This is a genomic window from Nocardioides panacisoli (assembly GCF_039537325.1).
Classification (GTDB): domain Bacteria; phylum Actinomycetota; class Actinomycetes; order Propionibacteriales; family Nocardioidaceae; genus Nocardioides; species Nocardioides panacisoli.
The window spans coordinates 104796-116667 of record NZ_BAABAH010000012.1; the positions used below are offsets into that span (position 1 = coordinate 104796).

Here is an 11872-nt window from a genome sequence, read left to right on the forward strand (position 1 = left end):
GACCATCGGTCCGACCGCGGGCGGACGGAGGAGTAGCACCCCGAGCGCTGCGGGTTGTGGCCGGTCGGCAGCCGTGCGGGTGACCCGATCGGACTACCCCGTCGTGGCCCCGAGGCGCCACGAGTGGAGCACGTCAGGCGACGAGGTCGTCCCAACCGGCGCTGAGGTAGTCGAGGAACGCCGGCCCGACGTGCTCGGCCCGCAGCACCTCGCGCGGGACCGGGCGCTCACGCGTGCGGAAGCCCGCATCGGCGAGCGCCCGTGCGGCGAAGTCGTGGTGCAGGATCGCGCCGGTCCCGACGGTGACCACGTCGGCGCCCTTCGCCAGGCACCACTCGGCGTCCGCGGTCGTGAGCACGCCGCCGGCGACGCCCAGCAGGACCCCGTTGCGCGGCAGGTCGGTGAAGTGGTCGATCAGCAGGCCCTCGTGCCCCTCTCCGCGTGGTCGCATGAAGACGTCCCAGAGCGACATGTCGAGGTAGTCGAGCAGGCCCGAGGAGAGCGCCCGCCGGGCGACCTCGCGGCCCTCGGGCAGGGCGATGCCGTTGCCTTCCGGCGTCAGCCGCAGGCCGAGCTGGAAGCCCGGCCCGGTCGCGGACCGGATGCCCTCCAGCACGGAGAACAGCATCCTCGCGCGACCGTCGAGGGAGTCCCCGTAGCCGTCGGTGCGGTGGTTGGAGCGCGGGTCGAGGAACTGGCCCACCAGGTAGCCGTGGGCGCCGTGCACCTCCACGCCGTCGAAGCCCGCGCGCTCCGCGCGGACGGCGGCAGCGACGAAGTCCTCGACCGCGGCGTCGACCTCCGCGGTGGTCAGGGCCACCACGCCGCGCGCGGGGTCGTCCCACGGCGCGCGGGCCGGCAGCCCGGTGACCCCGGGGTCGGCGCGCCGCCCGCCGTGGTGGAGCTGGACCGCTGACCGGGTGCCGGTCGCGCGCAGGCTCTCGGCGAGCCGGGCCAGACCGGGGAGTTGGTCGTCGGAGGCGATGCCGAGCTGTCCGCGCCAGGCCTTCCCTGCCGGTGCGACGTACGCCGCGCAGGTCATCGTGAGGCCGAAGCCGCCGCGTCCTCGCGCCACGAGCCAGTCGTGCTCGTCGTCGGAGAGGGTCCCGTCGTCGTTGCTCTGCGTGTTCGTCAGCGGCGCCAGCGCGAAGCGGTTCGGCCACGCTGCGCCGTGCAGCGGGTGGAGGGAATCGGCGAGGGTGGTCACAGGTCCATCTTCCCGGGAGCCCGGAGCGTCCGGCAGCCCCGGGTCCCGTCACTCGACGGTGAAGGACCGGGTGTCGGTCATCGCCGGCCCGCCCTCGCCTCCCGACGGGTCGTCCTCGCGGACCTCGGCGACATAGCGGCCCGCGGGCAGCCGCACCCGGAAGGAGTAGGGCGAGAAGCGCTGCCCCTCCGCCGTCATCGCGGTGCCGGATCGCACGACGCGCCCGGAGGTGTCGAGGACCCGCCAGGGGAGGGTCGCCTCGAAGACCGCCGCGTCGCCGCGCACGGTCACCGGCGAGTGAAGCGCCGCGCCCTCCGCCGGCACGTCGATCTGGACGAGGTTGCGGACGTCGACCGGCGGGTCGCGGTGCTCGGGTCCCGTCCACGTCAGCACGCCCCACAGCTCCCCGGCGGGCCGGCCGTCGATGAGCAGCTGCACGGGACGCTGGGGGCCGAGCGCGGCGGAGGCGGTGTAGACGAGCTGCTGCACCATCAGGGCGGCCAGCCCCGAGCCCACGCTCGCCGTGCGTGCGTCGGCCGAGAGGTCGACCTCGATCGCCCCCGGTGCTCGTCGTACGTCGACCACCCGGGTGGCGGGGTTCCACGAGGTGGCGTAGTCGGGGTCCTCCGGTCCCGCGATCATCGCCTCCACCGCGCCCACCGCGGGATCGGACGCGGGCACCTGGCGCAGCTCGCGGGCGAGCCGGAAGCCGGTACGGGTGTCGACGACGTAGTAAACCGCGCGGGTGACGGTCCGGTCGGTCGGTGCTGAGCTGGTCGGGGTCGAGGTGGTCGGGACTGAACTGGTCGGGGCCGAGGTCGGCGAGCTGCCGGACCCGCCGCCGCAGGCGGAGACCAAGAGCGTGGCGACGGCCAAGGACACGAGGACGGACGACTTCACGTCCCGAGGCTAGGGAGACCGGACCCGCGACGGTGGCGGCGGAGGTCCGCACCGCGATGGACGTTGGGCCCGACCCAGGGTGCGTCCGGTCTCAGACGAGCGCCGCGATGCTCCGCCGGGTCGCGAAGAGCACGCAGAGCGCCGACATCGACAGGCCGAAGGCCGCGGTCGCCGTAAGCACGCTCGAGGCGCCGGCGAGCGCTCCGAGGACGGGCATCGAGAGCGGCATCAGCGTCAGGTCGCCCAGGGAGGTGACCGAGGAGACGCGACCCGTGTAGGTCGGGTCCACCGCGCGGAGGAACGCGGCGGACAACCACACGCTGGCGAGCCCGGCGGTCGCGCCGACGGTCGCCATGCCGGCGAGCACGACTGGGAGCGAGGCGACGCCGACGACCGCCAGCCCGACCCCCTGGAGCACGAGCACCTGGAAGCCGACCCTGGCGGAGTGCAGCGGCTGCCAGCGGATCGCCGCCATGCTGCCGACGATGGCGCCTGCGGCGAGAGCGCCGTCGGCGATGCCGAGCCAGTGCGGTCCCCAGCCGGCGCCGTCGACGCGCAGGGCGAGACCCAGCGCGATCACCGGGCTGACGAACACGTTGAGCGCGGTCAGCCCGGTCACGAAGACGCGTGCGGTCGGGCTGCGCCGGAGGTAGTCGACGCCGTCCGCGAAGGAGTCCCGCCAGCGCAGCTGCGCCGCGCGCGGCAGGGCGAACCGCGCCTCGACCACGATCCCGAGCACGAGGGCGATCACCGCGAAGGTGGCGGCGTCGAGAAGCATCGCGGCGACCGGCCCTCCGGTGGCCACCAGGACGCCGCCGACGGGCGCGCCGAGCAGGCGCGTGACCCGGCTCAGCACCTGGTTCCACCCGAGCACCGTCCTGAAGTCGTCCGGGTCCACGACCTGGCGGACCAGCGCGCTCCCGGACGGCGTCGTCAACCCGGCCGCGGCGCCGAAGCAGAGCGCGACGGCGAAGAGCGTCGGCGCGCCGTCGAGACCCGCCCGCCACGCCAGGGCGCCGACGACGAGGACGGTGGCGCGGGCGACCTGCCCGGCGACCAGCACCTTGCGGGGGTCCCAGCGGTCGGCGACGACCCCGCCGAAGAGGACGAGCGCGGCCTGCGGCAGCATCTCGATGCCGATCACCGCCCCGGCCACCGCCGGGGGCAGCAGGTGGGCGGCGGTCCAGGCCAGGGCGACGGTCCACACGGCGTCGCCGAAGGTCGAGATCGCGACCGCTGCCACCCAGGTGAGGACCATCGGGTCCCGGCGGACCGGCGGAGGCGGCGTTCCGAGGAGCTCCGGCCGGGCCGGCTGCGGCGCCCGTGCGGCAGTCACGGGCGCACCGGGCGGCTCGGGAAGCAGCGGATGACCGTGCGCACCGGGCGCCGCTCGGCGTCCGGATGCCGCTCCTGGTCGGTCTTGACCTCCTCGCCCCACGCCGCGAGGACGGCTCCAAGCCGGCGGTGCAGGTCCGCGGTCTGGTCGGCCGTGGCCATCGCCATGCTGTCGGTGGCGCCGGCGGCGCGGCGCCAGGGCAGCGGCGCCGCGGACATCTCTCTCAGCCACTGCTGGACGGCGCGGACCTGGTGCCGGAAGTTCTCGACCTCGGCCTGCTCGGCCACCCGGCGGCCCAGGCTGTCGGGCTCGAAGTCGTCGACGCTCCAGCTGACGCTGCGCGACGTGGCGCGCCACCAGCTCTCCCGGGTGTCCCTCGCCAGCTCGGGCGCCGGCTCGATGAAGCCCTGCCGGTGCAGCGGCCTGAGGTGGTGGCTGACGCTCCCCACCGCGAGTCCGGTCCGGGCGGCGAGACGTCCCACGCTGGCCGGACCCTCCGTCCACAACAGCTCGGCAAGCCAGCGACGGGTCGGGTGGTGGAGCGCCACGAGCACGTCGATCATCCCGGCCGGTGCGTCCGCGTCGACGACGTGCCGCTGCTCGGCGGTCTTGCGGGTCATGCCACCAGCGTCGGCCGGTGACCAGGTGTTCCACAAGGCCTCTTGTATGACTTCGGGAGCTCGAGCGCGACCTGGAGCTCACGAACCGACTCCCACGCACTTTTCGGACGGCACCGTCCGACTCGTCTCGCTCCCGTGAGGCTTGCTCGCGGGCTGCGTGGGGTCGATCGCGTTTCAGCAGGTCCAGCCGCCGCTACCGGACTGATTTCCGGACGCAAGCGTTGCGGTGTGCCGAGCGATGGTCCCCTTGACGGTCCAGCCGCCATTGCCGGTGAAGTGAAGGATGGTGACGCGGATCCGCTCATCCTCAGGCAGGTCGACGTAGGTGGTGTGGTAGGTCTTCACCTTCTCGCCGTCGTCATTCTTGCGGCGCTCTTCGGTGACGAGCTTCAGCGTGCGATCGCGGCCGACGGCTTGGAACTTGTCGGCTTCGTTGTTGTACTTCACGCCGTCCTCGCACGTGAAGTAGTTGCCGCTTCCGGCAAAGTGCTTCGCAGCGGGATGGAACAGGTCGTCGGGGTAGAACTGGATGGCGTGCGCAGGCTGGGCGTTGGAGATGATCGCAAGCACGGCCGCGAGCAGGGCCGCGACGGTCGCGGTGAACTTCTTCATGAGTGTCTCCTGGTGTGATGCGACTCTTGCAACGGTCGTGCAAGCCGGTCAGAACGGTCGCGTCGGTAGGGGACGGATGAGGGGGGCGAGGAGCGCGCTGGTCTGCTCGACGGTGAGCACCTCGTGCGGCTCGAGCGGGATGATCTGTCGCTTGCTCTCGTCGATCTCCCAGACGTCTTCGCCGACGAGGCGGCCTTCGTCGTCGTAGGGCCAGATCATGTGCTCGACGTTGGCCACGAGGTAGTACGCGGCGGGGTCGACCGGTGCTCCGGCTTCGGCGAGGAGAGCGCCGGGGGTCTGCTGATAGATGGTGGCGGTCGAGACGATCATGTTGTCGCCGACCGCGAGCTTCTCGTCGCCCGCGTAGAAGACGCATTGCGCGGTTCGCGACCACTCCTCGTAGACGGCCTGCACGGCGTCGGCGCCGTCGAGGACGGTGGTGATGCCGAAGACGTTGAAGTGGTAGACGGGGTGGTCGACGGTCATCTCGGGCGCGAAGATCTCCTTCCAGCGGCCGGCCATCTCGAGATTGCGATGGCGGTCGTAGGCCTGGAGCATCCACTTGTGGCGTCGGTTGTCGGTCGTCTCGATCAGCCGCCGTACGGCGGCGTTGGTCTGGGTGATGTCGAAGCGGCTCATGTCGGTGTTCCTTCTTGCATGTTGCGGAGGGCGATCATCCCGGCCCTGGCACCTGACCCTTCCGACCTGGGTGATCGCGGCGCAGAGTCGGTCGTCGGTGAGGAGGTGCTGGACCAAGGTCCCAGGTGACAGCGGACCGGGTCTTGACCAGACGCGACGTGTTCTTGACTCTGGACGACATGTCGCTGATCCGCGGTACGTCGCTGCAAGGCTTCAGCGAGCTGGTCGAGGAGCTGGGCTCAGACCCCGGCGCGCTGCTCGGGCAGGCCCACCTTCCTGCGGATGTGGTCGGGGACCACGACAGCTTCATCGACTACCGGAGCGTCGCCGCCGTGCTCGAAGCGGCCGCACGGGCAACCGGCGCTGAGGACTTCGGACGCCGGCTCGCAACGCGCCAAGGGCTGGAGATCCTCGGTCCCCTCGGGGTTGCCGCCCGCACCGCGGCGACAGTGGGCGACGCGTTCGCGTCGATCGAGCAGTACCTCGCCGTCTACAGCCCCGCGATCGCAGTCTCGATCAACGTTCCGGCGCGCGGCCGCACCGCTGAGTTCGAGTGGCGCCTCGTCGCGCAACGCCCGCCGCCACACCGTCAGGCCGCGGAGCTCGGGCTCGGAGTGTCGGTGCGTGTCTTCCAGCTGCTCGCCGGTGACGACTTCCGTCTGCTCTCGCTCTCACTGCGCCACAGCGCCCCGTCAGCCGATCAGGGACATGAGTCCTACTTCGGCTGCCCGGTGCGTTTCGGCGCTCCGTCGTACGCCTTCATCTTTCCCAGTGCCGTCCTTGGTCGACCGCTCTCGGCGGATCACTCCGTGCACTCCGTCGTCCGCGACTACCTCGCGTCGATCGCGCTCCCGACGCCCGCGGGCTTCATCGATCCCGTCGCCCGGATGGTTCGACGCATGCTGCCGACCGGCGGACCCGACCTCGGGCTGGTCGCCGAACAGCTGTCCCTGCACCCGCGAACCCTGCAGCGACAGCTCAGCGCGCAAGGCACGACGTTCGCCACGCTCGTCGACGACGTCCGTCGGGACGAGGCGGAGCGGTACCTCCGGGACACGACGATGCCGCTTGCGCAGCTGTCGGGTGTTCTCGGCTTCAGTGAACAGAGCTCGCTCACGCGCGCCTGCCGGCGGTGGTTCGGGGCCTCGCCGACGCAGGTGCGGCGGCGGGGATGACCCCAACACCGTTGGTGTGGTCGACCACGGTCCCCGTTGCTGCTCCGGGGTACGCAGGACGCAGCCCGGGTCGTCGTCGCTCCTGGTCGGCGCGCAGTGATGGGCTTCAGGCCGGGACCGAGGTGAGGTCGAAGGTGGCGACGAAGACCCGGTCACCGCTTTGCAGCAGGCGCGGGCTCACCGTGAAGCGCGCCACGGTGTCGGTCCCGTCGGCGCGGACGACGGGAAGGGTGAGTGGGAGATCGAGGAGGGGGCGCGGCCCTCGGTGGCGTTGAGGGTCGTTCCTGCGACGTGGGCCTGTCGGTAGCGCGTCGGAACGACGGTGAGGATCCTGCGGCCTGGAAGTTCGCTCTCGGAGGAGTAGCCGAGGAGCTGGAGGATCGGCGGCGTCGCCGCGACGATGGTGCTGGCCTCGTCGGTGGCCAGCAGGGCCTCGTCCGAGTCCGACCGCTCCGCGTCGTGCGACGGCGAGGCGTCGTGCAACCGACACTTCGGCGCCGTGCCGAACCCAACCCCCACGCGGTGAGATCGAACCCGCTCGTCACCAAGAAGCGCGCTGTGCATCTGAAGTATCCGCCGGTGCCGCCTATCGATCTCAGCGGCCCTGAGGCGGCTTCTTCGTCGTTGAGACGGAGATCGAATAGATCGTGGAGGACGCCTTCTTCCCACTGGCGAAGAACGTGATCCACTGGTGCTTCCCCTGGTGAACCGCGAACGCGTCCCCGTAGCCGTAGTTTCCGAGGTACGCGGCGTGCTCCTTGGCCTTCAGGGTCTTGACCGTGGAGCCGACGTGTACGCCACTCTTGGTGGCGAATGCGTAGCCGTGGCCGGAGCGAGCGTTCACCATCAGCTGCTTGACCTTGCGATGCTCGTCGACATCGAAGCCCATGACCTTTCCGAGCTTGCCCTTGAAGTAGCACGGGTGTCCTCCCGACTTGCCCCCGCACGGGTAGAACGTGTAGCCCGCCCTCTTCAGGTCTCTCAACGAATCGCCGAGCTGGAGCGGTCCGACCGCGGAGGTCGTGATCTTCCAGTGCTTGACCTTCGGGGCCTCGGCTCTCGTCGTGGTCGGCGAGCTCAGCAGCGCGACCGCAATGGCAAGCGCGATCATCAATCGGAGCAGACGCATGCGGCGGATGCTAGCCACCCCATGACGAGTGCGCAGGAAATGTCAGGCCCGACGGGCGCCAGCGGCTCCGAGGTTCCTACCAGGAACAGGTACGAGCGGACGGACCGAACGGCGGCAACGTCTGCAGGCGCAGTGCCATCGACCTGACGGAAGGTTGCGACACCCCCGGCCGGAGACCCGGCCGGGGGTGTCTTCGCAGGTCCGGGACCTGCTCTTGCTCGGTGGGCAGGGGCGGGGTCGAACCGCCGACCTTCCACTTTTCAGGCGGACGCTCGTACCAACTGAGCTACCTGCCCGAGCGAGGCGCCACCTTACCGGAGCGCTCCGCGCGGCACGAAACCGGCGCTCCCGGGAGGTTCTCCTCCACAGGCGCCACCGGGCGAGGTGTCGGCAGCGCGCGTGCCGGGCAGGCGACGCGGCATGGACGAGATCGCGGCGATGCTGGTCGAGCAGGACGGGGTCGTCTCACTACGTCGACCACACCGGACGGCTCTCGTGGCGCCAGCGCTCCGGGGCCGTGGTGCTCGCGTGCGCGCCGGCCGCGCTCGTCGGCAGATCGGCGCTGCGCGCCTTCGAGGGGCCGGGGCGCCGCGCGCACGACGGGCCGATCGAGGTGGTGCCTCTGCCGAGGGTGATCGGGGTGGATCGTGACCAGCATCGGGTCACAACCCTCCCCGGTACCGGTCGCAGCGACCGGCGACGAGCGCCGAGATGGGTCGTCCAAACCGCGGCCCACTATGCTGACCGGGCTGCGCTCGGCGTACGTCGACGCAGCGGGCCCCCGTCGTCTAGCGGCCCAGGACCCCGCCCTTTCACGGCGGTAGCGCCGGTTCGAATCCGGTCGGGGGTACGCGGCCGCTGCCGATTGGGAGCGGTCCGGCAGCATGGGTTAGAGTTCCACCCGCTTCCACGTTCGCGTGCAAGTGCCAGCAAGGCCCCGTAGCGCAGTTGGTTAGCGCGCCGCCCTGTCACGGCGGAGGCCGCGGGTTCGAGTCCCGTCGGGGTCGCCAGCAACGAAGCCCCTCCCACACCCGGGAGGGGCTTCGTGCGTCTCGCGGTCCACAATGGCGGGGTGCCCGTCGACATCAGCGCCGAGGAGTTCGACGGCCTCGTCGACGCCGCCCTGGACGGGATCCCCGACGAGCTGGCCCGGCTGGTTCAGAACGTGGTCGTGCTGGTCGAGGACGAGCCGCCCGAGGGCGAGCCGGACGACCTGCTCGGGCTGTACGACGGCGTGGCCCTCACCGAGCGCGACGGCGGCTACGACCCGCCGCTCCCGGACCGGATCTTCCTGTACCGGGGGCCGCTCACCGACATGTGCGAGGACCTCGAGGAGCTGGTCGACGAGATCCGGATCACCGTCGTGCACGAGGTCGCGCACCACTTCGGCATCGACGACGAGCGGCTGCACGACCTCGGCTACGCCTGAGCCCCCGGCGCTCGGGCCCTGCTGAGGGCGAGCAGGAGCAGCAGCGCGGCCGCCTCGATTCCCACGACGGTCACGACGAGCGCGCGTGGGGAGGCGTCGTACAGAGCGCCGGTGAGGCCGCCACCGACGGCGGCGGCCGCCCCGAGCACCGCGGCGAAGACGCCGTACGCCGTCGCGCGGCGGGCAGGCGGCACCAGGTCGGCGACCGTCGCGCGCAGGGTGGACTCCTGGATGCCGAGCGCGGCGCCCCAGACGAGGGTCCCCGCGACCGCGACCCACACGTGCGAGGTGAACGCGAGCGCGACCGCGCCGGCCGACAGCACCGGGAGCGAGGCGAGCACCCGGGGGCCCATCCGGTCGTAGGCCCACCCCGTCACCAGTGCGGAGACCGCGTCGGCGGCCATCACGGCGGCGTAGAGCAGCGGTACGACGGCGGCCGTCACGAGGCCGTCGGTCACCAGGTGGAAGGAGACCAGCCCGAAGGTCGTGAACCCGAGCATCGTCGCGCCGGTGAAGGTGGCGTAGGTCCAGAACGCGCGGGGCAGCCGGGCCGAGCCGGCGATGGTCGGTCGCTCCTTGGCGACGGCCGCCGGCTCGTAGACCTCGGGCCGCGGCACCCGGGCGCGCAGCCAGAACAGCAGGGCGACGGCCGCGACGCCTGGCACCGCCAGGACGGCCAGCGAGGGTCCGTAGTCGCCGGTGAGGGCCAGCATGCCGGCAACGGCCAGCGGCCCGGCGAGCGCACCGACCTGGTCCATCGCCTCGTGCACCGCGAACCCCTTGCCGCGCCCGACGACCGCGGTGGCGTGCGAGACCATCGTGTCCTTCGCGGGCGAGCGCACCGCCTTGCCGACGCGCTCGGCGATCACCAGCGCCGACGCCGCCCACAGCACGCCGGCGAAGCCCAGCACGGGCACGGAGGCCGCGGTCAGCACGTAGCCGCCGATGGTCCACGCCCAGAACCGGTGGGTGCGGTCGGCGAGCGGGCCGGACACCAGCCGCAGGCCGAGCGCCGCGGCCTCGCCCGCGCCGGTCACGAGACCGACCACGAGCCCGGATGCGCCGAAGGACGCGAGCAGCGGCCCGGTGATCGACCGGGCGCCCTCGTAGACCACGTCCATCAGCAGGCTCACGACGCCGAACACGACGACGAACCGCCACGGGGTCAGGCGCGGAGCCGCCACCTCCTCGCTCACGCCGCGACCCGGAACCCGAGCGCGGCCGCGCCCAGGCCGAGCGCCAGCGTCAGCACGACGTACGCCGACCCGATCCGGGCGCCGCGGTCCCGCGCCTGCACCGCGAACGAGGAGTACGTCGACAGCCCGCCGCAGAACCCGGTCGCCACCAGCGCCCACGCCGCCCCCGAGAGGGCCGCGCCACCGGCCAGGCCGATGACGAGGCACGCCAGCGTGTTGGCGGTGAGCGTCCCCACGTGGAAGGTGCCGTCGAGCAGCTTGCCGAGCGTGAACCGCAGCGCCGCGCCCATGGCCCCGCCGAGCGCGACGAGGAGGGGAGTGATCACAGCTCGTCCTCCTCCGGAAGCGGCGGCGCGAGGCGGCCGATGACGTTCACCGCCAGGAGCGCGACGGCCAGCGTCGCGAGGACGTAGGCACCGGCGAGCGCCGTGCGGCCCTCGTCCAGGAGACCCCGCGCCTGCTCGGAGGCGGCGGACAACGTGGTGAAGCCACCCAGGGCACCCGGGCCGAGGGCGGCGGCCCAGGTGGCCGACCGGCGGGCGAGGGGAAGCAGCTCCAGCCCTGCGAGCAGGGCGCAGCCGACCACGTTGATCGTGAAGGTCGTCCACGGGAAGCCCGACCCGTCGGCGACGAGCTCTCCGCACGCCCACCGGAGGAGCGAGCCCACGGCTCCGCCCGCGGCTACGGCGAGGAGCAGTCGCGGCGGGGGGAGCACGCGACGATGCTAGGCGTCCGCGAGCAGCTCGCCGTCGCCCGACCACGACAGCGGCGGCGCACCGGCCGACTGCCTCCGGAACTCGCCGAGGAACCAGATCTGGAACGACCGCTGCTCCCGCGTGCGGGGCGGCGTCAGCAGCCGCTCGGCGCGACTGAAGTCGTCGGCCGCGTCGAGCAGGTCGACGAGCCCGCCGATCTGCCGCGCGGTCTCCGGCGGCATCCGCAGCCGGAGGTCGATCGTCCCGGCGCCGGCCTCGCGCGCGTGGTCCACCTGCTCGCGGCCCATGTTGGTCCGCAGCGGCTGCTCGAGGGCGTCGAAGTGCAGCGAGAACTCGCGCGCCAGCGGGTACTCGCCCTCCTGGCCCATCGCGAGCAGCCGGATCTCGCGGCGCAGGTCGCGGAAGTGCCGCTGGAACTGGCCGAACGCCTCCACCGGGACTCCGTTGACCTGGATCGCGATCTCGCCGATCCGCGTGCGGCCGTCGGTGTCGACCGGCGGCGGCTCCACGAGCTCGTACGGCGCACCGCGGCCGTCTTGCAGCTCGGCGGCCGGCTCGAACCAGACGGTCTTGCCGTCCTCCTCGATCTCGGTGCCCCAGGCGACCGACGCGCGGGCGACGATGTCGAGGCCACGCCCGAACGACGTCAGCCCGGCCACGTCGATCTTGTCGGGCGAGCTGGAGTCCCAGGCGTCGAGGTCGAACGCGTCGAGGTCGATGCCACCGGCGCGCGAGCTCCGCTGCGGGGCCACGCGGGAGCCGTCGCTCACCTCGAACCGGGGGTGGTCGGCCGTGCCGCGCACGACCAGCGTCACCGGCGGCTTGCCGTGCAGCACCGCGTTGGTGACCAGCTCGGAGACGCCGAGCCGGGCACACTCCTCGAGCTCGGGATGACCCAGACGCGCGCACACGT

The 11872-nt window shown here is 72.2% G+C and carries 14 protein-coding genes and 3 tRNA genes; 4 read left to right on the plus strand and 13 right to left on the minus strand.

Annotation, left to right across the window (positions count from 1 at the left end; genetic code table 11):
- Positions 1-133: 133 nt before the first annotated feature.
- The 6 genes from ABD709_RS15760 to ABD709_RS15785 all read right to left on the minus strand — a co-directional run bounded on the left by ABD709_RS15760 (position 134) and on the right by ABD709_RS15785 (position 5314).
- On the minus strand, positions 134-1207 hold the full coding sequence (locus ABD709_RS15760; RefSeq protein ID WP_344777109.1) for an NADH:flavin oxidoreductase: 1074 nt from the start codon (positions 1205-1207) through the stop codon (positions 134-136).
- Between the two features lie 48 nt (positions 1208-1255).
- Entirely contained in the window at positions 1256-2107 is an 852-nt protein-coding gene (locus tag ABD709_RS15765; protein ID WP_344777111.1) for a Gmad2 immunoglobulin-like domain-containing protein, read from the minus strand.
- Between the two features lie 91 nt (positions 2108-2198).
- The gene (locus ABD709_RS15770; protein ID WP_344777113.1) at positions 2199-3443 is read right to left on the minus strand and encodes an MFS transporter; all 1245 of its coding nucleotides are present in this window, start codon (positions 3441-3443) and stop codon (positions 2199-2201) included.
- Complete coding sequence (locus ABD709_RS15775) at positions 3440-4063, minus strand: helix-turn-helix domain-containing protein (protein WP_344777115.1); 624 nt, start codon at positions 4061-4063, stop codon at positions 3440-3442. Before ABD709_RS15775 ends, ABD709_RS15770 begins: the two co-directional genes overlap by 4 nt.
- Positions 4064-4237: 174 nt before the next feature.
- Positions 4238-4675, minus strand: a complete 438-nt coding sequence (locus ABD709_RS15780; RefSeq protein ID WP_344777117.1) for a hypothetical protein — start codon at positions 4673-4675, stop codon at positions 4238-4240.
- Positions 4676-4723: 48 nt separating this feature from the next.
- Positions 4724-5314, minus strand: coding sequence for a hypothetical protein (locus ABD709_RS15785; RefSeq protein WP_344777119.1), 591 nt, complete (start codon positions 5312-5314; stop codon positions 4724-4726).
- Positions 5315-5493: 179 nt separating this feature from the next.
- On the opposite strand from ABD709_RS15785, the gene ABD709_RS15790 reads away from it, so the two are divergent.
- Positions 5494-6489 (plus strand): AraC family transcriptional regulator, encoded by a 996-nt coding sequence (locus ABD709_RS15790; protein ID WP_344777121.1) that lies wholly within the window; start codon positions 5494-5496, stop codon positions 6487-6489.
- A 177-nt stretch (positions 6490-6666) separates the two neighbouring features.
- On the opposite strand, the gene ABD709_RS15795 is transcribed toward ABD709_RS15790, so the two are convergent.
- From ABD709_RS15795 to ABD709_RS15805, 3 genes are all read right to left on the minus strand, one after another.
- Entirely contained in the window at positions 6667-7053 is a 387-nt protein-coding gene (locus tag ABD709_RS15795; protein ID WP_344777123.1) for a PAS domain-containing protein, read from the minus strand.
- A gap of 31 nt (positions 7054-7084) precedes the next feature.
- Positions 7085-7618, minus strand: a complete 534-nt coding sequence (locus ABD709_RS15800) for a hypothetical protein (RefSeq protein WP_344777125.1) — start codon at positions 7616-7618, stop codon at positions 7085-7087.
- 222 nt (positions 7619-7840) lie between these two features.
- Positions 7841-7914, minus strand: a tRNA-Phe gene (locus ABD709_RS15805).
- Between the two features lie 481 nt (positions 7915-8395).
- Here ABD709_RS15805 and ABD709_RS15810 point away from each other — a divergent pair.
- From ABD709_RS15810 to ABD709_RS15820, 3 genes are all read left to right on the plus strand, one after another.
- Positions 8396-8468, plus strand: a tRNA-Glu gene (locus ABD709_RS15810).
- 83 nt (positions 8469-8551) lie between these two features.
- Positions 8552-8628: transfer RNA gene (locus ABD709_RS15815), tRNA-Asp, on the plus strand.
- A gap of 62 nt (positions 8629-8690) precedes the next feature.
- On the plus strand, positions 8691-9047 hold the full coding sequence (locus ABD709_RS15820; protein WP_344777127.1) for a metallopeptidase family protein: 357 nt from the start codon (positions 8691-8693) through the stop codon (positions 9045-9047).
- Here the strand turns inward: ABD709_RS15820 and ABD709_RS15825 are convergent.
- Genes ABD709_RS15825 through ABD709_RS15840 form a run of 4 tightly spaced genes read right to left on the minus strand, consistent with a single transcriptional unit; the run spans position 9038 to position 11870 of the window.
- Complete coding sequence (locus ABD709_RS15825) at positions 9038-10243, minus strand: MFS transporter (protein WP_344777129.1); 1206 nt, start codon at positions 10241-10243, stop codon at positions 9038-9040. The two genes, ABD709_RS15820 and ABD709_RS15825, sit on opposite strands and share 10 nt — an antisense overlap.
- Entirely contained in the window at positions 10240-10569 is a 330-nt protein-coding gene (locus tag ABD709_RS15830) for a fluoride efflux transporter FluC (RefSeq protein WP_344777131.1), read from the minus strand. The genes ABD709_RS15825 and ABD709_RS15830 overlap by 4 nt, the downstream gene beginning before the upstream one ends.
- The gene (locus ABD709_RS15835; protein WP_344777133.1) at positions 10566-10958 is read right to left on the minus strand and encodes a fluoride efflux transporter FluC; all 393 of its coding nucleotides are present in this window, start codon (positions 10956-10958) and stop codon (positions 10566-10568) included. The genes ABD709_RS15830 and ABD709_RS15835 overlap by 4 nt, the downstream gene beginning before the upstream one ends.
- Positions 10959-10967: 9 nt before the next feature.
- Positions 10968-11870, minus strand: coding sequence for an ATP-binding protein (locus ABD709_RS15840; RefSeq protein ID WP_344777135.1), 903 nt, complete (start codon positions 11868-11870; stop codon positions 10968-10970).
- Between the last annotated feature and the right edge of the window lie 2 nt (positions 11871-11872).